This window comes from Parachryseolinea silvisoli, assembly GCF_021190955.1.
GTDB lineage: Bacteria > Bacteroidota > Bacteroidia > Cytophagales > Cyclobacteriaceae > Ohtaekwangia > Ohtaekwangia silvisoli.
Genome location: NZ_JAIOAO010000002.1, coordinates 1,176,710 through 1,202,003, shown reverse-complemented (window position 1 = coordinate 1,202,003; position 25,294 = coordinate 1,176,710). Strand labels below are relative to the sequence as shown.

Genomic DNA, 25,294 nt, shown 5'->3' with positions numbered 1-25,294 from the left:
AGAGAGGATTTATTTGCGCGCGTAGAAGTACAGGTACGTTTTTTTCTTGCCTTTCGTTTCACTCAGCGTGTAAAATCCGCGGCCGTCGCGGCGCCAGGCAATGGCCTCGCCCTGGGGCTCTTCTTCATAGGGTATTTCCTGCGGCAGCTCGGCCAGGGCCGACACCGGTGGCAAGTGAGACTCGTTGGGCCAGTAATATATCTTCTTGTAGTTCTTCAGTACAATCTCGCCGCCGTGGGCCAGGATGTCGCCGGCCACCAACTGCGTTAACGGCAGGGCAGCCACATTGCGAGCCACCAGCGTATCGCCGCCATCGTAGGGATATTTCAGCTGGTATACATGCACGGGCTCTTCCCGTTTGGTGATGACGTAGAGGTCCCTGGTAGCGGGATCGAGCAGCAGTGTTTCGGCATCCTTCTTTTTGTCTTCCAGCCGGAAACATAGCGTGGTAAAGTCGGTTATCTCCAACTGCGTTTGTCCGGAAGTAAGCACGGGTTCTTCAAACCGGTAAATATACTTGTAGGTATGCTTGGCAAGATTGTCGCCGATCTCGCCTACGTAAATATAGTTTTTCGTCGGATCGGGCCCCGGGCCTACGGCGATATCTTCCCAGTCGCGGTTGTCGATATTCTTCAGGACACAGGTAAGGCGTACGTTGAGTGCCGTATCTATGAGGAATACTTCAGGGCCGGAATTGCTATCGTTGTGTGCCCACAGGTAGCCGGGGTTAGTGATGCTGGCGGCAAGGCCCGATACTTCCTCGAGTGTCTTATCCGTGAGCGTGGAAACTCTGCGGGCCGGTTGAAAGGCATTGGACGGCCCCGGGGGTGTATGTTTTGAAAAACACGATCCTAAGATGAGCAGCACCAGGAGCAAAGCGATTTTCTTCATACAGATTGTTTTCGCTACGTGAAGAAAGAAATTTCACGCAGGTAAAGAAATGAATTTATGCCAAAAGGTAAAGGAGAGTTACGATTTAGCGCCCGGTTTACCCGTACGTTTGGTGGACGCCATGTATGCGGCCGCGTCAGAAGGGGTCGTGCTGATCTTTCCTTCGCGCACAAGCATGGCGGCGACAAGTTTAACCTGGTCGATGAGCATACGCCAGTTTTGCTGATCGATGGTGCGGGCGATGTCCGCTACGTCAAACGTACCTTTTCCGCCCCGCTCTTCGGCGAGCTTCAAGATCGTTTTCCGGATGTCGTCAGCAAAGACCATAGTGTACATTAAGTGGTTTAGGTAGAACAAGCCAACGATGGGTAAGGTTTCAACGTTATCCGTATTTCCTTGTAAAAAGTATGCCCGTACGTACTTATACGGAGGGGTATTGGTACGCTGCTTTCGTTACCTTTGTGTCGATTATGATCGAAGAAGACGAGATACCCCCCGGTGGGCAGGAGCAGGAAGAAGATGATTCCCTCTTTGAGCATCACCGGTTTGTGGCCGATCGCAAGCAAGCGTTGCTGCGCATCGACAAGTTTTTGCAGGCCCGGATGGCAAACGTGACCCGTACAAAAGTACAGAACGGCATTCATGACGGCTTTGTGAAAGTAAATGACAAGGATGTGAAACCTAATTACAAGGTGCATCCGAACGATGTCGTTACCGTTTCTTTTCCCGAGCCACCGCGTGATACGGAGGTTGCACCCGAGAACATCCCCCTAAATATTGTTTTTGAGGACGAGCACTTGCTGATCGTCGACAAGGCCGCAGGCATGGTGGTGCACCCTGCTTACCAAAATTGGAGCGGCACCCTGGTGAACGCCCTGGTATACCACTTCCAGAACCTGCCCGAAATGAAGGGCAATGCCGGGCGACCCGGCCTGGTGCATCGCATCGACAAGGATACTTCGGGACTGCTGGTAATTGCAAAAGACGAAGCGACGCTCTCCGGACTGGCGCGGCAATTTTTTCACCATACGATCGAGCGTACCTATAACGCCCTGGTGTGGGGGGTGCCTGAACCGCCGGCGGGTACTATTAACGTGAACGTAGGACGCAGCTTAAAGGACCGGCGTATTACAACGTCCTTTCCGGATGGCACCATGGGCCGTCATGCCATTACGCATTACAGCCTCTTAAAAGATTTGCGGTATGTTTCGTTAGTGGAGTGCAAGTTGGAAACGGGTCGTACACACCAAATCCGTGCGCACATGAAATATTTAGGGCATCCGCTCTTTAATGACGCCATGTATGGGGGTGACCAGGTGTTGAAGGGCACCACCTTTAGCAAATACAAACAATTTGTTGACAACTGCTTTAAGTTGATGCCACGGCAGGCGCTGCATGCGAAGACGCTGGGCTTTAACCACCCCATAACGAAACAGTTTATGCAATTCGAATCACCTTTGCCGCAAGACTTTGTGGATGTCTTAGAGAAGTGGGAGCACTACGTAAAGTTTAATTAGTAGGGTATTCCCATACGGCGGGTATTTTTAGAGGGTAACTTTCCTGCTTCGGTGCATACCGAAGTTATTGGAGAAGGATATGATTCCCTGCCGGGATGTTGATCATCCCGGTGTAGGCCGTCCGGATGCGTTACGCCTAGAAATACGGTCGCATCTTGCGAGTGCCACCCAATGCCTGGCGGATCTCTTTCAATGCTTCGCGCTTAAATTTCTGGTACGACATTTCTTCAGCCGAACGGTACGTCAGGCTTTTGATGTACGCCATGACCTGCTGGGTCTGTTCCTGATCCAGCGAATCTAACGACGCCAAAATCTTGTGTTTCTGATCAAAGTTCGTCATACATGTAGTGGTTGTTTGACACTACAATAAACGCAAATCACATGCCCCTTGTTTAGGCAATGATGCGTATATAACACAGTAGTAATATTTCGGGCGAAAAGGAAACAAATCGCTCATCGCCCGTACCCGCTGAATCAACAGAAAAACGGTTATTATGGCGTATTTACCTCATGAAAGGGTCCCGAAGCGGGATCGGTCCAGCTCATGGGGTAGTTGGCGTCGAGGAATTCCAAAGAATCACTGGTGAGGAATAATGGTCTGAATGTGTCGATCATTACTGCCAATTCGTGGGTCTCCTTTGCGCCAATGCTTTTCTCTACTGTTCCCGGGTGCGGCCCGTGCGGCAGTCCGCCCGGATGAAGCGTAAAAGAACCACGTTCAATACCACGACGGCTCATGAAATTACCTTCGGCGTAATACAAGACTTCGTCGGAGTCGATGTTGCTGTGGTTGTAGGGAGCCGGTATGGCCTGGGGGTGATAATCAAACAAGCGCGGCACAAACGAGCAAATCACAAAGTTGTGTGCCTGAAACGTCTGGTGTACCGGGGGTGGCTGATGTATGCGGCCCGTGATAGGCTCAAAGTCGTGGATGGAAAAGGCGTAAGGCCAGAGGAATCCATCCCACCCCACAAGGTCCAGCGGACTGTAATCATATATATACTGGTGCAGGTATCCTTGCTTTTTGATTTGCAGTAAATATTCGCCCGGACGTGTATCGGTGACCAGCTCGTGTGGCGGACGGATGTCACGCTCGCAGTAGGGCGAGTGCTCCATGAGCTGGCCCAGTTGATTTCGATAACGTTTCACGGTTTCGATGGGCGATGATGACTCGATGATGAGCAGCCGCAACGGGCCTTCTTCAAATTCAAGCTTATAGATTACAGTGCGGGGTATAACGATATAGTCACCCTGGCGGAGGTCAAGTTTGCCAAAGGGTGAGATGAGCGTGCCCTTGCCATCGTGTATGTACAGTACCTCGTCGCCTTCTGCATTTTTATAGAAATAGTCCATTTTGCGCTGGCGGGGGGCGCAAATGGAGATCGAGCAGTCGGCATTGGTGAGTAGCACCTTGCGGGCGTTCAGGTAGTCGTCGCCGGTAGTGGCAACCTTGGAGGTATTGAGGTGGGTTTGCCGCAGGGCGTAATCATTGATGCGGGTCGGCCCGTATTTAACGGGATCTTTTATGGCCTTGATACGCGTGGGCGGGTAGGTATGATATAAGTTGGAGTAGATGCCGGAGAATCCTTCGGAGCTTACCAGCTCTTCCTTATACAGGCTGCCATCGGGTTGCCGGAATTGCGTGTGACGCTTGGGAGGAATGTTGCCCAATCGGTAATAGTACATAGATCTTGTGGTTTATGCACCAAATTACGCAATCGTTACCAGCCTCTCAGCAGTTCCAAAGGCTCTTTTATGAAAAGAGGTTTTGCCGTTTTTTATTTGGCAAAACCTCTTTTTGCGAAGTATACTGCCTTGTTACGGTTTAACACGCAGGTATTTTTCGACGATGGTCTGGCTGATGTTGGCAGCCTCCACTTTCTCTTCGCCTGACTGGATAAGGCTGTCGCCTTTCACTTTCAGCGTGAAGGTGAACTCGTGGTTTTCCCACTCGCGGAAATTACAATATTCCAGTACCTCGGTGTAAATGCTATCGCGTAAAGTGTACGTGCCGCCGCCGGCGACGAACACAGGGGCCGCCTTGGCAGTGTCGCCGGGTATGGGTGCCTCGTGGGTAAGGAAGGCGAAGTGGGTGTCGTTGATGATCTTGATGGTTCTTGTGCCTTCAATTTTATCGTGTTTGACTGTGTCTCCAATGTATGTGGTCTTGGCTACCAGCTGCCAGGTGCCCATGGCGTTGTTTTTCGGGGCTTGGGATTCGGGTTGATGCGCCGGCGTGCAGCCGGCACAAGCGAGTGCCAATGCACCGGCGAGGATGTTTATTTTCATTCGGATTGGGTTGTACAGCTACATTTACTCGCTCCGCAGGGCAGTCAACGGGTTTGCCGAAGCAGCCTTGAGCGACTCGAAGCTTACGGTGATCAGGGCAATGATCAACGCGATACTTCCAGCGTAAACAAATATAAGCACATCGACGGAAACCCGGTAGGCAAATCCTTGCAACCACAGGTCCATGAGGTACCACGACAAGGGCACTGACAAAGCCAACGCTACCAATACCAGTTTGATGAACTCGGACGACATGAGCGTGACGATTTGTTTTACGCTGGCGCCCATGACCTTGCGCACGCCGATCTCTTTGAAACGACGTTCCGCCATGTAAGTCGAGAGACCATACAATCCCAGGCAGGAGATCAGCACAGCCATACAGGTAAACGCCGTAATGATACGCGCTACGCGACGATCTTCATCGTATTGCTTCTGAACGTTTTCATCGAGGAAGGAATATTCAAACGGTGTGTTATCCACTTGTGCTTTCCAGATCTTTTCGACGCCTTTTACGGCCTTTTCGAAGTCGCCTCCCGGACGCAAGCTTGCAATCATTACCTCGTACTCATTGATTGTATCAGGCATAACGAGGATGAGTGGTTTGATCTCCTCCCGGGTGGAAATATGGTGATAGTCTTCCATGACACCAATCACCTCGAACGAATGCTTCTTTTTATCCCAATCGAAGTATATGCTTTTGCCGACCATCTCTTCCGGCGCATAGCCATATTGTTTGGCCGAAGATCTGTTTACAATGATCTTATTCTGGCTCTCCATGTCACGATTGTTTGTGAAGGTACGGCCTGCCAGCATCGGAATGCCCAACAGTTCGATGTAACCCTGGTCGACCTCGTTGCGGAAATTGGTCCGGCCGGTTTCCATCGATCCGCCTTCCGCATAAAATATCATGTCGCCAAAAACGCGGGTACCCGGCGCGAAACGCGCGCCCGACACCATTTCTACCGCTTCGTACTTCTGCAATTCACTGCGTAAGCCTTCATAGCGATTGCGTGCCTCAACCGTACGCAACGGCAATACAATCCTGGCATGAGCATCGAAACCCAGGTTTTTGTTCTGCATGAAGCTGAGCTGGCGGGAAATGATGATCATGCCCGACACTAATGTAATGGCTATTACAAACTGAAAGATCACCAATGACCGCCGCAAAAACCCGGAGGCATTGCTTAACGCAAACTTGCCTTTTAGTACCTCCGCCGGTTGAAACGACGACAGGTAGAATGCCGGATAGCTGCCGGCCAGCAATCCCGTAAAGACCGTTAATAGTAGCAGTGCCACGGCAAAGTAGCCGGCGTTGCCTGTATCAAATGAGATCGTCTTGTTTGTGAGATAATTAAAGTACGGCAGGAATACCTGTGTCAGCACTAAGCTGATGGCAACAGCCAGCAATACGATGACCATGGCTTCGCCGAGAATGTGCTGTATCAGCGTACTGCGGAAGGCGCCCATCACTTTACGAATCCCGATCTCGGCGGCGCGCTTGCCGGCGCGGGCGGTAGACAGGTTCATGAAGTTGATGCAGGCGATCAGCAAGATAAAAATCGCGATGGAGGCAATAACATAGATATAGCGAATACGCGGGCTTTGGCCGATGTCAGAACGCATGTATATATCTTTTACCGGCTCGAGGTGCAGCGATTTGGCAAAACCAAGTGCCCGAAGGCTTTCGGTACCGTACTTTGCCAGTACCTGGTCCATCTTGGCCTCCACTGTTTTGATGTCATGGCCGGGGGCGAGGCGAACTACGGCGTTGAAGAAATTTTCGCCTGCCCATTGGTTCATCATATATTCCGAGCGCAGGTCCTTGGCATAGCCCTCGCTGGTCATAGAGGTAGCAAAGTTGATGTGCGCGAAGGTCTTCTTCTGATCTTTTATGACCCCGGTGACCTTAAAGGTTACCGGTATACCCTGCTGGTTTATCTCAATGAGCTTGTTGAGTGCAGACTCGTTGTTGAAAAGTTTGTGAGCCAGTCGATCCGTAATAACAACAGTATTGGCATCGACCAACGCATGACGCGGATTGCCCTCGATAAACTCATAGGTAAGCACGTTGAACAGCGATGAGTCTGCCACAACACCGTCGGCTTCATAAAACACATTGTCACCGTAGGTGATCAGGCTTTGCGCGCCGGCGCCGACATACCGGGCGGCTGCCTCGATCTCAGGAACTTCCGCACGCACGGCCGGCAAAATAGGCGGCGAGATACTGGGAATATTCGGCTGACCGAAGCCGAAGTCCGTATCAAAGTGCGTGTAAACGCGGTAGAGGTCACCCAGCCGCTCATGGTGCTGGTCGTACGCCATTTCATCCTGGATGTATAGCGCCAGGAGCAGACAACAGGTTATCCCCAGGGAAAGGCCCGAGATATTGATCGAGGAGTAAACCTTGCTGCGCAGGATGTTGCGCCAGGCAAGAATGATATAGTTACGAAGCATACGTGCACGAAAATAATGAAGGAAGGTCACTAAACCAGTGCCATTCTATAAATACCCACCAGAAGGAAAAAATCATCACTATCCACTGACTCGTTACGATCGTATCTGAACAATAATGTCCGGAAGCGGGCACCATCTCACCGATGTGTGCAGTGTGTGATCGGTACGCGGGCAAATCGGTCGGTGTTCACATCTGTTCGTCGATTTGTTCAGCGGTGAACAAACTTCAGGAAGCAACCCGCATTTCCGTGCGTGTAACGCAGGTGTTGCAACTGGCATCATAGTAGATATAGTAATGCAACTCTTAAACCAACGTTTCTATGAAAATACATTTTGTCAGTATCCTTACCGCTGCTCTTGTTTGTTGTATAGTATATACACCTGCCGCGGCACAATCTAATCAACACAGCGATGCTGCTGCATTACAAGCAACGATCCTCCACCGGGACAGCCTCTTCTGGCACGCGTATAACACCTGCAATGCCGACAGTATGACACTGTTCTTTGTTGACGACCTGGAATTTTACCACGACAAAGGTGGCCCGACGCTGGGGCTGCAGAAGTTTGGCGAGACTACCCGCACGGGGTTGTGTGGCAATACCGCCAACTGGCAGCTACGCCGTGAAGCAGTGCCCGGTACGGTCAAGTTCTTTCCGATGTATAACAGCGGAATGTTATATGGCGCCATTCTCCAGGGAGAGCATGTCTTTTATGTACACGAGGCGGGCAAGAAAGAATACCTGGACGGCCATGCGCGCTTTAGTCACTTGTGGCTCAACAAGGACGGGGCCTGGAAGATGGCGCGTGTGCTGAGCTATGATCATAAGCCTGCGGTCTATACAGCGAAGACGAAGATCATACCGGTACCGACGGCGAAGCTGAAGCGTTTGAATGGAACCTACAACTCATCACAAGCCGGCACCCTCACCGTAAAGCAGGAAGGCAATGCCTTAAAAATAACAACGTCGAACTTCCAGGTAATAGCTTTTCCAGAGACGACCACGAAGTTTTTTCTCCGGAACCGCGACCTCCAGTTTGAATTCGTCGAAGAGAACAAGCATATCGCCAGGGTTATTATATACGAACGAGGGGGCAAGGTAGAAGAAGCACCGCGCATGCAGTAGTGGACGCTATAAAAAACTACGGGCAAAGAACATAACGTCCTCTGCCCGTGGTCCCGAAACTAACGTAATAATCAGTATTTAAAAACTTTTCCGCCGGCCATCACCTCTTGTGTCTTTTCGTCGAAGGTGGCCTTCATGCCCGTGCGCACCGCGGCGTTGGTCATGATCGTGGCGATGGAATGTGAATAACCAGCCTCTACGGGTGCGTTGGTTTCCTGACGGCTGCGCACGCACTCCATCCAATTGCGCATGTGCGCGGAGGTAAGCGCGTCGCCACCCGTGTTGGCGGAAGCCACTACTTTCTCGGCCGTCATGGTCAGGTCCATGTCGGCAAGTAAGTTGGGCTTCATGCTCATGGCCGCCGCAGGGCCTTCTTTGAGCCCGCCGCGCGACGACACTTTGTTGGTGTTTAGGTTGAGCTCGCCGCCGTTGGAATAGTATATCTCGGCGGGGCTTTCGTCGCCGTTCATCATGCGGGACGTAAACTGCACCTGGAAGCCCTGTTTGTCATCGCCGTAATCAAATACGGCGGTGGTCGTATCCCAATTTTTACGGCCGTCTTTCCAGAAGTATACTCCCCCGTTGGCCACGACGCTGCGTGGGTGCTTCAGCTCGCTGAACCAGTGTACGGTATCGATTTGGTGGCTCATCCACTGACCGGGCATGCCCGACGAGTATGGCCAGAAGAGACGGTACTCCAGATACTTGCGCGGGTCGAAGGCTTCCACGGGGCGGTTCAGCAAGAAACGTTTCCAGTCGGTGTCTTGTTCGCGCAGCTCTGCCACCAGCGCCGGACGACGCCAACGGCCGGGTTGGTTTACGTTCCAGGTAAGCTCTACCATGACGATGGGACCGAACTTTCCTTCTTTGATGAACTTCGCTGCTGCGTGGTAATTTTTACCACTGCGACGCTGCGATCCAATCTGCACGATCTTTTTCGATTCTTTTACTGCTTTCAGTGCGGCACGAGCATCTTCCATCGTCTCGGCAAACGGCTTTTCGGTATACGTATCGCAGCCGGCCTTCACAGCCTCGATGGTGTGCAGCGCGTGTTGAAAGTCGGCCGTGCTGATGATGACTGCGTCCAGGTCTTTGATCTTATAGAGCTCGTCATTGTTGACGCACGCCTGGACGTCGTGTCCGAATTTTTCTTTCAGGAAGGCCTGGCCCTCTTCGCGACGTTTCTTCCACAGATCAGAGACAGCCACGATGTCGAAGTTCAGCTCCTGGTAGTGGTTCTGAAAAGCCGGGAACAAGGACTGCCGGAAGCGGTCGGAGAAGCCTACGACACCTACGCGCACACGGTCGTTGGCGCCGATGATGTTTGCATAACTTTTGGCACTAAAGGCCGCCGCGCCCAGGGTAACGACCGATGCTTTTTTGATAAAATCTCTTCTCGAGTGACTCATAGGATTCAGGGGTTGTTGGTCATTTTAAGGTTTTGATCTTGATACTTCTATAGGACACGCGGTCGCCATGATCCTGTAACAGGATGTGGCCTTTTTCGGCCATGCCGAAGTCCTCCCACTGTGCATATTTACTACGCGCCACCAGGGCTTTGTAGATGTTATTGCCGCGTACGTATTCCACCACTTTGTAGCCGTTCAGCCAGTGCTCTACGCGGTTATCGGGATATACAATAACCCGACCCAGGTTCCACTCACCGATTTTATGCACACCGCGCGGATTGCGGTTGGCAGGAATGAGGTCGTACAGCGATGCCAGGGTGCGGTTGCCTACGGCGCCCAGCTTGGCATCAGGATGTTTCTCATCGTCGAGTATCTGGTACTCCAGGCCGATGGCCGAGCCTTGTGTTTTTTCTTTTTCCGTGACAAAGTATTTCACGCCGCTGTTCGCACCTTCCGTCAGGCGGAACTCGAATTGTAAGTCGAACGCTGCATATTCGTCTGTTGTGACAATGTCACCGCCATTCTGCGACTCCGCGCCGGCAGACTTTACAACGTTGAGGGTACCATCTACAATCTCCCAGCCCTTTTCGGGGAAGCTATCTTTGCTTGTTCCCCGCCAGCCGTTGGTGGTCTTACCATCCCACAGCAGCACGACGCCGTTTTTCTTTTCTTGTTCCGTAAGCGTATTGGGCACAAAGTTTACGACGTAAATATTGTCGATGGGTGACGGCTGCAGGTTTTCGGTCTTGATGCGAATGTTTTTAAACCATACATGTTTACCGGCCGTCTCGCCTTTGCCCACAGCATGTACTTGCAGCGCGATGAGACCCTTCGGTGTCATGTCGTCCACCAGGTTGGCGCACGGTATACCGTTGATCCATGTGCGGATACTGTTGCCGATCGCTTCAATGCGTACGCTATTCCATTGGGTATTGCGATAGGCGCTTTTTGCGATCGGGTTATAGTCCAGCGGGTAGAGCCATTGACGGCGGGCTTCGTCGTATATACCGCCGCACCACTTGCGGGGGCTGGGATCGAAGTCGAGTTGATAGCCAAATACCCTGCCATCGAGGTAGTCGGGTTTGCTTTCACTGCGGAACTGCACACCCGAATTGGTGCCGTCGTCCATTTTAAATTCGAGCTCGAGTACAAAGTCGCCATATGTCCCATCGGCCATCAGGAAGGAGTTGGGCGAGCCGTCTATCGTCGTGCCGACGATCATGCCGTTTTCGACATTGTAGGGGGCTTTGCCATTGATCTGTTTCCAACCCGTCAGGTCTTTACCATTAAAGAGCGGTCGCCAGTCTTTATCCTTCTTCTGGGCATAGCCCGCCAGTGCAGAACAGGCAAACAGCCATACGATAAGTCGTTTCATGCTACGTTGTTATAGGTTTAGTCGTTTTAGTTCTTTTACGGCGTAGTCACACGCGCGGGCCGTCAGTGCCATATAGGTCAGCGACGGGTTAGCGCTCGCGTTAGACGTCATGCACGCCCCGTCGGTGACGAATACGTTCGGCACGGCATGTACCTGGTTAAAGGCATTCAACACCGAGGTCTTCGGATCTTTGCCCATGCGGGCGGTACCCATCTCGTGGTTGGCGTTGCCAGGATACGAGGTCGTGACGTACGGTCTTACATTTTTATAGCCCGCCGCTTCCAACATTTCGGCTGCCGAGTTGGCCATGTCTTGTTGCATAGCCTTTTCGTTGTCCTTAAAGGAGCAGTCGATCGTGAGCGTGGGGCGTCCGTACACGTCTTGTACGGAGGTATTCAGTGTTACCCTGTTTTCGGCGTAAGGCAGGCACTCGCCATAGCCATTAAGGCTAAAGTGCCACGGGCCCGGCGTCTGCGCTTTTGTTTTGAGCGCGGCACCGATCACGTCCTGCCCGTTCAGGTCGCCCCACCCCGCACGCGACGCTCCACCCAAATAACCAAAGCCACGGATGTAGTCCGTCCGTTGCTCGTGTAGATTCCTGTACCGCGGCACGTACAACCCGTTGGGACGCCGGCCGATGTAGTAACGATCTTCAAAGCCTTCGACGTCAGCATATGCGCCGGCGTGTTTGTGGTGATCCATCAGGTTTCGCCCCACCTGGTCGCTGTCGTTGCCCAGTCCATTCGGAAATCTACCGGACGTTGAGTTCAACAGGATAAACGCAGTGCTCAACGTGGATGCGTTCAGAAAAATAAGCCGCGCGTAATATTCCGTTACGGTGCGAGTGGCGGTGTCGACCACTTCCACGCCGGTGGCTTTTTTTCCTTGCTCGTCGTACAGCACGCGGTTAACCAATGATTGTGGCTGTAGCGTGAGGTTGCCCGTGGCAAATGCTGCGGGCAGGGTGCTGGCGTTGGTGCTGAAATAAGCACCGTACAAACAACCGCGGTGGCAAAGGTTACGCGACTGGCATACGCCCCGGCCTTTTACGGGGGCGGTGAGGTTTGCCACCCGGCCGATGGTGACGAGCCGCTCCGGAAATTTCTTCTGCATTGCCCCCCGGAAGTGTTGCTCGACGCAGTTCATTTCCATGGGTGGCTGAAAATTGCCATCGGGTAAATTGGGCCACTTTTCTGCCTGGCCGCTGACGCCGATAAACGACTCGACGTAGCCGTACCACGGTGCGAGGTCCTTGTAGCGCACCGGCCAGTCTACACCGTGGCCGTCTTTGGCATTGGCGGAGAAATCGACGTCACTCCACCGGTAGCTTTGGCGTCCCCACAACAGGGAGCGGCCGCCGACAACGTCGCCGCGCACCCAATCGAAGCGCTGGACTTCGGTGTAGGGGTTTTCGAGGTCGTTTATATAGAAGTGTTTGTTGTCACCCCGAAATGAGTAGTGTCGTGTCTGCACATGGCTTTTTTCTTTTTCCGCGCGCGTCAGCCGCCCGCCGTACGCAATTTCCCACGGATCTTTGGCCGTGGTGGGGTAGTTGGGGTGCTCGACGTTGCGGCCGCGTTCCAACATCAACACTTTCAGTCCTTTTTCACACAGTTCTTTTGCCGCCCATCCCCCACTGATGCCTGATCCCACTACGATGGCATCATAGGTGTTTTCCGCGCGCGCCCTCAGGTTCAAATTCATAACACTTCTTTTCGAATCAAAAGATGTAAAAAACCTATTGAACGATGAAAATAAGTTTTTCAAACGGTAACAGTCTCGGGTCACGTCCGGCTGAACTCATCGATATGACGGCATTTGGCGGCTCGCTCCCCTACAGGGAATATTTAATCTGGCCAATCCCTTTACGATTCCATGCCATGTTATATTTTTGCGCAATTTTGTACATCCCATTCCACTACGATAATGCCAAGAGACAGAAGTATTCGCTCCGTACTGATCATCGGTAGCGGTCCTATTATCATTGGGCAAGCCTGTGAATTCGATTACGCCGGCTCGCAGGCCTCCCGTTCACTCCGTGAGGAAGGTATTGAAGTTGTTTTGATCAACTCCAATCCGGCCACCATCATGACTGACAAAGTGACGGCCGATCACGTGTATCTGAAGCCGCTTACCAAGAAGTCAATTCGGGAGATCCTGGAGCGCCATCACATCGACGCCGTTCTTCCGACCATGGGTGGTCAGACCGCGCTGAACCTGTGCATCGATTGCGATAAGGCGGGCATCTGGCAGCATTACGGTGTGCGCATCATCGGTGTTGATATCAAGGCGATCGAGACAACCGAAGACCGCGAGAAGTTCCGTCTGAAAATGCTGGAGCTGAATGTCGGCGTTTGTGAGGGTGGTACCGCAACGTCTTTCCTGCAAGGCAAAGAGATTGCACAGGACATCGGCTTTCCCCTGGTTATTCGTCCCTCGTATACCCTGGGCGGCACGGGTGGCGCGTTTGTAAATGCCCCCGAAGATTTTGACGAAGCGCTGAACCGGGGCCTGCACGCATCACCAATTCACGAGGTGCTGGTCGAGCAAAGCATCATGGGTTGGAAAGAATACGAGCTCGAGCTCCTGCGTGATAGCGCAGGCAACGTGATCATTATCTGTTCGATCGAAAACTTCGATCCCATGGGTATTCACACCGGCGACTCTATTACGGTCGCACCGGCCATGACACTGCCCGACACCGTATACCAGAACATGCGGAACCTGGCCATCAAGATGATGAACGGCATTGGCCAATTCGCGGGTGGCTGTAACGTGCAGTTCTCACTGAACCCTGACGACGACAAAGATATTATCGCCATCGAGATCAATCCGCGTGTATCACGCTCGTCGGCACTGGCCTCGAAAGCTACGGGATATCCTATCGCCAAGATTGCTGCCAAACTCGCGATTGGCTATAACCTGGACGAATTGAAAAACGCCATCACAGGCACCACGTCGGCTTATTTTGAGCCTGCGATTGACTATGTTATCGTGAAAGTTCCGCGCTGGAACTTCGATAAGTTCCCCGGAACAGACCGCACGCTGGGTCTGCAAATGAAGTCTGTGGGCGAAGCCATGGGCATTGGCCGCAACTTTCAGGAAGCACTGCAGAAAGCCTGCCAGTCACTGGAGATCCGACGCAACGGTCTGGGTGCTGACGGCAAGGAGCTCACAAACCAGGACGAACTATTGTACAGCCTGGAGCATCCGAGCTGGAACCGCGTGTTCCACATCTACGATGCGATCAAGCTGGGCATTGCCATGAAGACCATTCAGAAGCTGACGCGGATCGACCGCTGGTTCCTGAAACAGATCGAGGAGTTGGTGGAGCTCGAAAAAGAAATCTCAACGTACGAGTTGTCAACGATTCCCACCGACCTGCTGCGCAAGGCGAAAGAAAAAGGCTTTGCCGACCGTCAGATCGCGCACATGCTGGACTGCTACGAGAGCGAAGTATTTAAGAAAAGAACCGAGCTTGGCATCAAGCGTGTCTACAAGCTGGTCGATACGTGTGCCGCGGAGTTTGAAGCGAAGACACCCTACTACTACTCGACGTTCGACAAAGAAAACGAATCAACCGTATCGAACCGTAAGAAAATCATCGTACTGGGCTCTGGCCCGAACCGCATCGGTCAGGGTATAGAATTTGACTACTCCTGCGTGCACGGTGTACTGGCCGCAAAAGAGTGCGGCTACGAGACCATCATGGTCAACTGTAACCCCGAGACGGTTTCAACGGACTTTGATATTGCTGACAAACTATACTTCGAGCCGGTATTCTGGGAGCATCTCTATGACATCATCGAGCACGAAAAGCCGGAAGGTGTGATCGTACAGCTGGGCGGTCAGACGGCGCTGAAGCTGGCAGAGAAGCTGGATAAATACGGCATCAAAATCCTCGGCACCTCGTTCGAGGCACTGGACCTGGCAGAAGACCGCGGGCGGTTCTCCAACCTGCTGAAAGATCTCGGTATACCGTACCCGGAATTTGGCGTAGCAAACAATGCCGAGGAGGCACTGGAGGTATGTAAGACCATCGGCTTCCCGCTGCTGGTTCGCCCTTCGTACGTACTGGGTGGACAAGGCATGAAGATCGTGATTAACGAGCAAGAGCTGGAGCATCATATCATCGACATCTGGAAGCACTTGCCCGACAACAAAGTATTGCTGGATCACTTCCTCGACGGGGCAATTGAAGCAGAAGCCGATGCGATCTGCGACGGTGAGAATGTCTATATCATCGGCATCATGCAGCACATCGAGCCAGCGGGTATCCACTCCGGCGACTCCTACGCCGTGCTGCCGCCATACAACCTGGGTGACCTGGTGATCAAACAGATCGAGCATTACACGAATAAGATCGCGGTAGCGCTGCAAACGGTCGGTCTGATCAACATTCAGTTTGCGATCAAAAACGACAAGGTATATATCATCGAAGCCAACCCGCGCGCATCGCGTACAGTGCCGTTCATCTGCAAAGCCTACGATGAACCATATGTGAACTATGCTACGAAGGTGATGCTGGGCGAGAAGAAAGTAACGGACTTTACGTTCAATCCGACACGCAAAGGTTACGCCATCAAAGAGCCCGTTTTCTCATTCCACAAGTTCACGGACGTGAACAAGGAGCTTGGTCCTGAAATGAAATCCACCGGTGAGGCAATCTATTTTATCGACGACCTGATGGACGATTATTTCATGAAGATTTACTCCGAGCGGAATTTGTATCTGAGCAAATAAATCTGACCATATTGATCTACAGCAAGAAGGCGCCCACCAGGACGCCTTCTTTGTTTTTGATGGCAATGGCTACCCTGTGCATGGATATAAAAGAACAGGCCGCCCGATGAGAGCAGCCTGTTTTTATGATTTTAACTTCTTTTCGTTATTGTATTACAATATCAAACTTCTCGATCATCTCGAAGTCTACCTGTACTTCCATTTCGTAGTTGCCGGGAGTGAAGTCGTTAGGAATCACATAGGTCATTTCCGTGCCGTCGGCTTTCACCGTAACAATCCTCTGGAAGCCATTGCCCACTTCAGGCCAGAAGTAGAATATGCCCGAGGTGCCCTCTGCTTTCAGGTTTTCACCTGTTATGACGATCTGCTCGCCTCTGGCAAAGGTTAACTTGTTGATCGACGTAACGCGTGGGCGATTGCCTACGTAAATTGAAAATACCGATTCAACTTCCAGGCCATCTGCCGTGATAATCAATATGGTATAGGAACCATAGTTGGGTACTTCCGCTGTGAATTGGATCGAATTCGCTGATTCGTTTAGAATTTCCATTCCGTAACGGATACCGCCATCGTCTACCAGTTTTATCAGGTTGCCGGTTTCTGAAAAGTTTATACCCGTGATGGTCACACTGCCACCCTGATTAACTTCTTCGGTGCTAATTCCGGAGATTGCCGGAGCCGGAATCTTCACTGTCAGTGTAACGTCCAGCGTAACAGACTGATTTTTGCTCGTTACAGTAATCGCATACTCACCCACCTCGATGATAAAAGGCATCGTAAAGTACAGACGCGTCGTCGTCGAATTTTCGTTAGCGCCAATGGTGAACTTCTCTTTGGAATCAATGTTGGTGAGAGCAATCTCGCTGTCCGTAAATACAGCGAAGTTTGTGCCTGTGACATAGAACTCTGCTCCCTTGGCCACCTCTACTGACGAAATACCCGTTACCGTAATATCATCTTCACCAGGCCCCTCGTCATCTGTTCCTACTGTTACAGTAACGACATACTTTTGAGTAGATCCGTCTTCAGCTGTTACGGTATAGGTAACAGCGTTTGTGAAGTTCTGCTTCACACCCGTGGTCGGATCAATCGTTGCTTTCTCAGAAACAGCGATCGTCGGCACGAGTTCAGTAACGTTTGTACCTGCGGGTACTGTTACAGCGATCTTCTTGTCGCTTTCAGTGATAGTACCTGTTGCTGCCGGGGTAGCAAACTTGAAGGAGGTGATTGCCTTAGCGCTGCTTTTTACAACGGCAGGATCAGCGTCGTCGTCGCTACAGCTTGCTGCCAGTACAGCCAGGCATAGTACAAAAAGTACCCGACAACTAACGGAGAATTTCTTCAGGGATAATAACATATATAATTTTTAGGTTTTAATGTGGGTGCGAATAACGTATGGTCTACACTATCAATTATAAGAGAACTCCGAACGTGCATACCCATGTAGGAAATGGAGAAAAACCTAATTTTTCCGGTATACCTATTAAACTAAATAATGACTGGAATTCGTCACCGTAGGCGAGACGTTTGACAGGAAAAGGACGCCCGTGTGCGCACCAGTCGCAATTTTCCGACGGTTGGGGATTTGGCGGCGAACCTCTACCTTTACGTTTCTGTTAAGCTTTAATAACAGCAGCTATGTTTCGATTCCTTTTAATAATTGGCATCATTTCGTACGTTTTCTACAAAATAGGCTCATTCTTCTTCCGGGCCGGCGCAGCTGCGCAGCAACTGAAGAATTACAAAAACCAGCAAAAAGACGCCGATTCGTACAAAAAAACGAAGAAACGCGGCGTAAAAGGCGGCGACTACGTAGACTACGAGGAGATCAAATAATCCCATTTTCGGGGAGGCATTCATGAGACTTCATTTTTATAAATACCAGGCAACTGGAAACGATTTTGTGGTAGTGGACAACCGCGCCGGCAGCCTGCAACTTACCCAGGAGCAGATTGCACGCCTGTGCCACCGGAAGTTTGGCGTAGGGGCGGATGGGCTGATGCTGATCGAAAAACACCCTTCCCTGCACTTTCACCTGGAATACTATAATAGCGACGGCTCGCAGAGCCTCTGCGGCAATGGCAGCCGCGCCGCGGTACACATGGCCGCGCAACTCGGTCTGCTTGACAAGGCGGCTACCTTTCAGGCCTACGACGGCCCCCACGACGCCGAGCTCTTGCCGACGGGCATTATCCGTCTGCGCATGGGCGACGTGGCCAGCCACACCCGGCACGGCGACGACTACTTTATTCACACCGGCTCACCGCACTACGTACGCTTCGTAGACGACGTGAAGGCTTACCCCGTGGTAGAAGAAGGACGGAAGATCCGCTACAGCGACGCGTTCAAACCGGGCGGCACGAACGTCAACTTTGTACAACGGTTGCCAAACAACACGCTTTTTGTCCGCACGTATGAACGCGGTGTTGAAGACGAAACACTGTCGTGTGGTACCGGCATTACAGCGGCGGCACTGGCCGCAGCGCTGGAGGGTTATTCCTCACCTGTCGCAATCAAGGCCCTGGGCGGCGAGCTGTCGGTAGAGTTTACCCGGACAGGCGATGGTAGCTTTACGAATGTCTATCTCATCGGCCCTGCGCAGTGTGTCTTTGAAGGCGACGTAGAAGTCTAGCGCCTTCAAAAGCTGACATAATTTCCCATTTCCCCAAAAACTGTCCGAGTGTAGGAACCTCGGCGTCGACATGCCGGTCCCCTTGGCATGTTTCGGATTCTTTTCTTGTCTTTCCTGCCAAAATGATCTTTAAAGAAGCGTTGGAACTGTTATTGCTCCCCCTGAAATCTCAAAAAACAATTTAACTTTAAGCCCCCTAAACAGGGCTGATCGCTCTTTGTCATCCGTTTTTTCTACCCACCGGTTTAGCCGTGACACGCTACCCTGGGCGAACAACGGTAGGCGCAGCGCGGCGAAAGTATAACGACCATTATATGCTGAAATTCATTGCCAAGATCTTCGGAACCAAGTCAGAGAAAGACATCAAGCGCATCATGCCGTTGGTGGAGCAAACCCAACAGGAAGGTGAGAAGCTGAAATCGCTTAGCAACGACGCTTTACGGGCCGAAACGAAGAATATCCAGAACTTCATCAACCAGGAGCTGCAGAGCATCGACAATCAGCTGGCGGCGTTGCACCAAAGGATCGCCGACAACCCTGACCTGGAGATCCAGGACAAGGAGGCCATCTTTATGCAGATCGACGAGCTGGAGCTTACGCGGAACAAGGACCTCGAAAAAGTATTGATGAAAGTGCTCCCGAAAGCGTTTGCCATTGTACGCGAGACCGCACGCCGCTTCAAGGAGAACGACTACCTGGAAGTTACCGCCCAGGATTTCGATATACAATTTTCCGCCGGCCGTGAGCATATCCAGATCGACGGCGACAAAGCCCGCTGGGCCAACCAGTGGATTGCCGCAGGCACGCTGCAGAAGTGGGAGATGGTACACTACGACGTACAGATCATCGGTGGTATCGTACTGCACGAAGGCAAGATCGCCGAGATGGCTACGGGTGAAGGTAAAACCCTGGTGGCTACCCTGCCGGCCTTCCTGAACGCCCTGGCCAAACGCGGCGTGCACATCGTTACCGTAAACAACTACCTGGCCACCCGCGACAGCGAGTGGATGGCGCCGATCTTCCAGTTCCACGGCATCAGCATAGATTGTATCGACAAACACGAGCCCAACTCCAGCGCCCGCCGCAACGCATACCGTGCCGACATCACCTATGGCACCAACAACGAATTTGGCTTCGACTACCTACGCGACAACATGGCGCGCGAGCCGGAAGACCTCGTACAACGCAAGCACCACTATGCCATGGTGGACGAGGTGGACTCTGTACTGATCGACGAAGCCCGTACGCCCCTCATTATCTCCGGCCCCGTGCCCCGCGGCGACGAGCACGAATTCTACGACCTCAAGCCCCGCATCTTTAAGCTGGTAGAAGCCCAGAAGAAGCTGATAAACGAATACCTCAACACCGCCCGCAAGCTTATAACCGAAGGCAATGAAAAGGACGGCGGCCTGCCGCTGTTCCGCGCGCATCGCGCCATGCCGAAGCACAAGCCACTGATCAAGTTCCTGAGCGAGTCGGGTAACAAAGCCATTCTGCAAAAGACGGAGAACTACTACCTCCAGGACAACAAGCGCAACATGCCGGAGGCCGACGCTCCGCTGTATTTCGTCATCGACGAAAAAGACAACAGCGTGGAGCTGACAGAAAAAGGTATCGACCTGATCACGGGCGAAGGGGAAGATCCAAAATTCTTCATCCTGCCGGAAATCGGCACCGAGCTTTCAAAGCTTGAAAAAGAAGCCGGCCTGGACGATGCAACACGCCTCCAACGCAAAGAGGAGCTCATCCGCGACTATCAAACCAAGACACAACGCATTCACAGTGTGAATCAGCTGCTAAAGGCTTATACGCTGTTTGAAAAAGATACCGAATACATCCTGGTAGATGGAAAAGTAAAGATCGTAGACGAGCAAACTGGTCGTGTACTCGACGGTCGTCGTTACTCCGACGGCCTGCACCAGGCGATCGAGGCGAAGGAAAACGTGAAGGTGGAAGACGCCACCCAGACCTACGCGACCATCACCCTGCAGAACTACTTCCGTATGTATCACAAGCTGGCCGGTATGACCGGTACAGCCGAAACGGAAGCCGGCGAGCTGTGGGATATCTATAAACTGGACGTAGTCGTAATCCCTACCAACAAACAGGCAGTACGGAAAGATTACGACGACATGGTATATAAAACCATGCGGGAGAAGTTCAACGCGGTGATTGATGATATCGTCAAGCTGACCAACGAAGGACGCCCGGTGCTGGTCGGTACAACGTCTGTCGAAATTTCGGAAGTTGTCAGCCGCCTGTTGCAGATGCGCAAGATCAAGCACCAGGTATTGAACGCCAAGCAGCACCAACGCGAAGCAGAGATTGTAGCAGAGGCTGGTAAGCCGGGTACTGTAACAATCGCTACCAACATGGCTGGTCGTGGTACCGACATTAAGCTTACGCCGGAATCCCGCGCCGCGGGTGGCCTGGCCATTATCGGTACGGAACGTCACGAGTCGCGTCGTGTAGACCGCCAGCTGCGCGGTCGCTCGGGTCGTCAGGGTGATCCCGGCACATCGCAGTTTTATGTGTCGCTGGAAGACAACCTGATGCGTCTGTTCATGCCGGAGCGTATTGCCCGCATCATGGACAAACTGGGCCTCAAAGAGGGTGAAGTCATTCAACATTCGATGGTGACAAGCTCCATCGAACGCGCACAGAAGAAAGTAGAAGAGAACAACTTCGGCACGCGTAAGCGCCTGCTGGAATACGATAACGTCATGAACTCGCAGCGCGAGGTTATCTACAAGCGCCGCCGCAACGCCTTGTTTGGCGAGCGTCTGGAGCTGGATATCCTGACGATGCTGAACGATACGTCGGAGGACATGGTAATCAATGCCAAGAACGGCGCGGACTACGAAAGCCTGCGCCTGAGTGCCTTGAGCACGTTCGGTCTCGACTACGACATAACCGAAGAGGCCTTTAACAAGATGACCGAGGCGCAACTCGGCGACGACCTGTACCATAAGGCCCTCGAGCGTTATCATAATAAGAACAAGCTGATGGCTGAGCGCGCCCTGCCGGGCTTCACGCAGCTGCACCGCGAGCGCGGCGCCACCATTGAAAACGTGATGGTTCAGGTCACCGATGGTCAGAAGCAGATTGGCGTCGTGGCCAACCTGAACAAATGCATTACCTCCAACAACGGCGAGTTTATCAAGGCGATGGAAAAGGTCATTACGCTGAGCATCATCGACCAGCAATGGAAAGAGCACTTGCGTGAGATGGACGACCTGAAGCAATCGGTACAGAATGCTGTATACGAGCAAAAGGACCCGCTCCTGATCTATAAGTTCTCGGGGTTTGACCTGTTCAAACGGTTTGTGGCCAAGGTAAACGAAGACACAATTGCTTTCCTGTCAAAAGCTGACTTCCCAACACAAGAGCAGGAGCAGCAGGTACAGGAAGCCCGTATACAACGCAGCAAAGTACGCCTGAGCGAGCAGAAGGAAGAGTCCCGTTCACTGCTGAGCGGTGGTGGCAACGGCGAGACGCGCGATGGCGGCAATGGCCGCGCCCAGGCTCCCTACGAAAGACCGCAGGAGAAGGTAATGCCCATCAAGTCAGACAAGGTAGCCAACCGTAACGACAAGGTGAGCGTTCAATACCCGGACGGCCGCGTACTGCGCGACGTGAAGTATAAGAAAGTAGAAGAAGACATCGCCAACAACCGCTGTATCATAATTGAATAGCATGCACCTGTCAAAAGGAATGATCTATACGTCTTGCATCCTGCTACTGGCAGGGTGCAAGACCACTCAAAAAACAACCAGCAGTACCTCACAAGTGAGCAAGTATACGGAAGACCTTTCCGTATGGCGCCCAAAGGTTGAGTCGACTACTACCACCCCCGTTATTACCACAGCCCCTCCCACCACCGGAGCTCCGGAAGACCGCAAGACCCAGCCCTATACGGAGGCGCGATTTTCCGTGAACAGGCAGCTGGACACGGTGCTGGACAGCATCGACCGGACCAACCTGAACCGTCGCTACATTGACGGGTTTACCATTCAAGTGTACTCCGGACGTCGGGAAGAGGCGCTGAACGCAAAAAAACAATTGACGACTTCCCTCCCCAGACTGGAATCCGAGGTGCAGTTCACCGAACCCATTTTTCGTGTGAAGGTGGGCAAATATTATAGCCGCATGGAGGCCCAGCAGGACTATACAGCCGTAAAACGCTATTTCCCGGCTGCTATCCTCATTCCTGAGAAGATTTCCCTGAGTGAGTAGTGATGCCCCTGTAGGGTCCGCCGGACTGACTTTACAGCTTTCTATCCGCCTGTCTTTCTGTGGTTTGAATTTTGCCTTGTATTTTTGGCAAACCATTTTTTAAGCTTTTGAAGACAGTCCGGAAAATATTTTTTTATCTCGTCCTGACCCTTGTCGTGCTTTTACTTTCCCTCACGGCATCGGTGTTCCTGTTTAAAGACAAGATCATTCGTCAGTTCATCGAGGAGGCGAACAAGAACCTGCAGACGCCGGTCAAGATCGGCCAGATGGATGTCTCGGTGTTTGAGAAGTTCCCACAAATCTCGATCGTGCTCCGCGATGTGTATGTCGAGGATAGCCATCCGGGGCAATACCCACTATTAACAGCCTCCACCCTTGCATTTCAGTTACACCCCCTGGAGCTCTGGCGCGGCAAGTATACTATTCGCGGGGTACAGATCCACAACAGCGAAACGAACTTGCGCATAGACGCCAAGGGTCAAAACAACTATACCATTTTTAAAGCCACCGAAAGCGACAATGGAACAGGGGGCGGCGGAGTAACCTTTGAGCTGAGCCACGTAGCCCTGAAGAAGACGCGATTTCACTATGTCGATCTGCACGACCACAAGAACATGACGTTCACCAGCGATGCGCTGGATGCGTCTATTCATTCCGTGCAGAATGTCTATCACATTAAAGCACACGGCCAGCTAATCACGGAAACACTCGACATTGGTGGCTCCGCCTACCTCGCGGGAAAGAACTTTACAATCGACAGTGACCTGGCCTACGACGATCAGAACCGACTGCTCACTATCAACCCTTCTACCTTGAAACTGAAGAAATCCTCCTTTGCCGTTCGCGGCAGCTACGGCTGGCAGGATGACAACATAATAGACCTGACGGTAGACGGCCAGGATACCGACATTCAAACTATTGTATCCTTGTTGCCCGAGTCGGCCACGCATGGACTGGAGAAGTATCAGAGCAAAGGCGATGTATATTTCTCTTCAACATTAAAGGGCGTGATCAGCCGTCGTAAAAGTCCTGCGTTTTCGGTGAAGTTCGGATTTGACAACGCCACCATCTATCACCCGGAGTATAAGTCACGCATTGAAGAGGCTACCCTGGAGGGCTCGTTTGCCAGCGGTGACATTACGGACCTGTCGAAGGCCGTGCTGATATTGAAGAACGTTCAAGGCAAGCTTAATCACGAGTCTTTTGTTGCTGACTTCGTGCTCCAGAACTTTAACGATCCCGAGGTCATCTGCCATTTCAAGGGACGTGTTGATGCGGGCTCGCTGCTGGACTTCTACCCTGTGGAAAACGTCTCGGATGTGTCGGGCTACCTTTTTGCCGATGTCTCGTTTGAGGGCAAGGTAGGACTACTGAAACGACGGGCTACTGCTCAAAAAGTATCGACACAAGGGACGATTGAATTACAAGAGATTCGTTTAAAATTCGGCGCAGGTAAAATTCCCCTGGAAGGTATGCGCGGCAACCTGCAGTTTAGCAACAACGACCTGGCATTAAGCAACGTGTCGGGCAAGCTGGGCAACAGCGACTTTTTGCTGAACGGCTTCTTTAAGAATATCATCACCTTCCTGCTGTTTGAGAACCAACCCATCGGCATCGAAACAGACCTCAAGTCGAACTATATCGATATGAACCAACTGCTCGCGATTGGCTTTGGCCAGACCACCGGCAAACAGGAACAGGAGTATGCCTTCAGCATTTCAAAAAATATCAATCTGAACTTCAATTGCGATGTGAAGGCGATGACATATAAGCGTTTTCACGCCACCAACCTGACCGGCGACCTACTCGTGAAGAACGAGATGGCCGTATCGCGGAATATCACACTGCATGCCATGGGCGGTGACATGATGCTCTCGGGCATTATCGACGCCAAGAACAAAAAGGCGATCGATGTCGTGAGCACATGCAAGGTGAACGGCGTATACCTCGATAGTGCCTTTTATGTCTTTGAAAATTTCCAACAGAGCTTTATCGAAGACAAACACTTGCGCGGCCGCGCCTATGCCGACGTGAACCTGGAGATGGCATTAAAGCCGAGCCTGCGATTGTTCCCGGAGACGTTGATTGCCGATATCGGTGTGTCCATCAAAGGTGGAGAGCTAAACAACTTCGAGCCCATGCAGAAGTTGAATCGGTATGTGAATGATAAGGAGCTAAGCCATCTGCGTTTCTCGGATATCAAGAATGATATTCATATTGAAAATAAAACCATCTATATACCGCAGATGGAAATACGAACCAATGTCACCAGTCTGCGGGTGAGCGGTACGCATACGTTTGACCAGCAGATTGACTACCGGGTCATTACGCCGCTGCGTTTGGCCCGGCAGCGCGATCCGGAGGCAATGCAGGCCGTGGAGGAGGACGCTTCGGGCAGCAAGCTATACTTGAAGATTACGGGAACGGCGGATAATTATCGCGTGCAGTACGATACGGATGCAGTGAAAAAGAAGATTGTTTCGGATCTAAAGAACGAGGTGAAGGAACTGAAGGACGCATTTAAGAATAAAGGCACGCAGAAGAAGAAAGAAGCCGAACTGGCAAAGGATGAATATTTTGAGTGGGATGAATAACATCCTGAAACAGCTAATATTTACGTCACT

The 25,294-nt window shown here is 52.0% G+C and carries 18 protein-coding genes; 8 read left to right on the top strand and 10 right to left on the bottom strand.

Features of this window, described 5'->3' with window-relative positions; all coding sequences use genetic code 11:
* Positions 1-9: 9 nt before the first annotated feature.
* Both K7P01_RS14945 and K7P01_RS14940 read right to left on the bottom strand, forming a co-directional pair.
* Positions 10-891: a hypothetical protein gene (locus tag K7P01_RS14945; protein WP_267294343.1), complete on the bottom strand. Its 882-nt coding sequence runs from the start codon at positions 889-891 to the stop codon at positions 10-12.
* A 78-nt stretch (positions 892-969) separates the two neighbouring features.
* On the bottom strand, positions 970-1,218 hold the full coding sequence (locus K7P01_RS14940; protein WP_267294341.1) for a DUF3253 domain-containing protein: 249 nt from the start codon (positions 1,216-1,218) through the stop codon (positions 970-972).
* 143 nt (positions 1,219-1,361) lie between these two features.
* On the opposite strand from K7P01_RS14940, the gene K7P01_RS14935 reads away from it, so the two are divergent.
* A complete protein-coding gene (locus K7P01_RS14935) occupies positions 1,362-2,408 on the top strand; it encodes an RluA family pseudouridine synthase (RefSeq protein ID WP_267295344.1) in 1,047 nt (348 codons plus the stop codon).
* 136 nt (positions 2,409-2,544) lie between these two features.
* Here the strand turns inward: K7P01_RS14935 and K7P01_RS14930 are convergent, their stop codons facing one another.
* The 4 genes from K7P01_RS14930 to K7P01_RS14915 all read right to left on the bottom strand — a co-directional run bounded on the left by K7P01_RS14930 (position 2,545) and on the right by K7P01_RS14915 (position 7,151).
* On the bottom strand, positions 2,545-2,748 hold the full coding sequence (locus K7P01_RS14930) for a hypothetical protein (RefSeq protein WP_267294339.1): 204 nt from the start codon (positions 2,746-2,748) through the stop codon (positions 2,545-2,547).
* Between the two features lie 152 nt (positions 2,749-2,900).
* Positions 2,901-4,094 (bottom strand): homogentisate 1,2-dioxygenase, encoded by a 1,194-nt coding sequence (locus K7P01_RS14925; protein WP_267294337.1) that lies wholly within the window; start codon positions 4,092-4,094, stop codon positions 2,901-2,903.
* 132 nt (positions 4,095-4,226) lie between these two features.
* Positions 4,227-4,697: a hypothetical protein gene (locus K7P01_RS14920; protein ID WP_267294335.1), complete on the bottom strand. Its 471-nt coding sequence runs from the start codon at positions 4,695-4,697 to the stop codon at positions 4,227-4,229.
* Positions 4,698-4,721: 24 nt separating this feature from the next.
* Positions 4,722-7,151, bottom strand: a complete 2,430-nt coding sequence (locus K7P01_RS14915; RefSeq protein ID WP_267294333.1) for an ABC transporter permease — start codon at positions 7,149-7,151, stop codon at positions 4,722-4,724.
* 320 nt (positions 7,152-7,471) lie between these two features.
* Here K7P01_RS14915 and K7P01_RS14910 point away from each other — a divergent pair, with 320 nt between their 5' ends.
* A complete protein-coding gene (locus K7P01_RS14910) occupies positions 7,472-8,275 on the top strand; it encodes a nuclear transport factor 2 family protein (protein ID WP_267294331.1) in 804 nt (267 codons plus the stop codon).
* A gap of 71 nt (positions 8,276-8,346) precedes the next feature.
* On the opposite strand, the gene K7P01_RS14905 is transcribed toward K7P01_RS14910, so the two are convergent.
* From K7P01_RS14905 to K7P01_RS14895, 3 genes are read right to left on the bottom strand one after another with little or no spacing between them, the layout of a single operon-like run.
* The gene (locus K7P01_RS14905; RefSeq protein ID WP_267294329.1) at positions 8,347-9,684 is read right to left on the bottom strand and encodes a Gfo/Idh/MocA family protein; all 1,338 of its coding nucleotides are present in this window, start codon (positions 9,682-9,684) and stop codon (positions 8,347-8,349) included.
* A gap of 19 nt (positions 9,685-9,703) precedes the next feature.
* On the bottom strand, positions 9,704-11,059 hold the full coding sequence (locus K7P01_RS14900) for a 3-keto-disaccharide hydrolase (protein WP_267294327.1): 1,356 nt from the start codon (positions 11,057-11,059) through the stop codon (positions 9,704-9,706).
* 9 nt (positions 11,060-11,068) lie between these two features.
* Complete coding sequence (locus K7P01_RS14895) at positions 11,069-12,763, bottom strand: GMC oxidoreductase (protein ID WP_267294325.1); 1,695 nt, start codon at positions 12,761-12,763, stop codon at positions 11,069-11,071.
* Positions 12,764-12,985: 222 nt separating this feature from the next.
* On the opposite strand from K7P01_RS14895, the gene carB reads away from it, so the two are divergent.
* The gene (gene carB / locus K7P01_RS14890; protein ID WP_267294323.1) at positions 12,986-15,802 is read left to right on the top strand and encodes a carbamoyl-phosphate synthase large subunit; all 2,817 of its coding nucleotides are present in this window, start codon (positions 12,986-12,988) and stop codon (positions 15,800-15,802) included.
* Positions 15,803-15,947: 145 nt separating this feature from the next.
* On the opposite strand, the gene K7P01_RS14885 is transcribed toward carB, so the two are convergent.
* Entirely contained in the window at positions 15,948-17,159 is a 1,212-nt protein-coding gene (locus K7P01_RS14885; RefSeq protein WP_267294321.1) for a DUF5018 domain-containing protein, read from the bottom strand.
* A gap of 281 nt (positions 17,160-17,440) precedes the next feature.
* On the opposite strand from K7P01_RS14885, the gene K7P01_RS14880 reads away from it, so the two are divergent.
* From K7P01_RS14880 to K7P01_RS14860, 5 genes are all read left to right on the top strand, one after another.
* On the top strand, positions 17,441-17,638 hold the full coding sequence (locus tag K7P01_RS14880) for a hypothetical protein (RefSeq protein WP_267294319.1): 198 nt from the start codon (positions 17,441-17,443) through the stop codon (positions 17,636-17,638).
* A gap of 22 nt (positions 17,639-17,660) precedes the next feature.
* Positions 17,661-18,434 carry a diaminopimelate epimerase gene (dapF, locus tag K7P01_RS14875; RefSeq protein WP_267294317.1) on the top strand — a complete coding sequence of 258 codons (774 nt, stop codon included), beginning with the start codon at positions 17,661-17,663 and terminating at the stop codon, positions 18,432-18,434.
* Positions 18,435-18,748: 314 nt separating this feature from the next.
* On the top strand, positions 18,749-22,129 hold the full coding sequence (gene secA / locus K7P01_RS14870; protein WP_267294315.1) for a preprotein translocase subunit SecA: 3,381 nt from the start codon (positions 18,749-18,751) through the stop codon (positions 22,127-22,129).
* Between the two features lies 1 nt (position 22,130).
* On the top strand, positions 22,131-22,670 hold the full coding sequence (locus K7P01_RS14865; RefSeq protein WP_267294313.1) for an SPOR domain-containing protein: 540 nt from the start codon (positions 22,131-22,133) through the stop codon (positions 22,668-22,670).
* A gap of 107 nt (positions 22,671-22,777) precedes the next feature.
* Positions 22,778-25,264, top strand: a complete 2,487-nt coding sequence (locus tag K7P01_RS14860) for an AsmA family protein (RefSeq protein WP_267294311.1) — start codon at positions 22,778-22,780, stop codon at positions 25,262-25,264.
* The last annotated feature ends 30 nt before the right edge of the window (positions 25,265-25,294 follow it).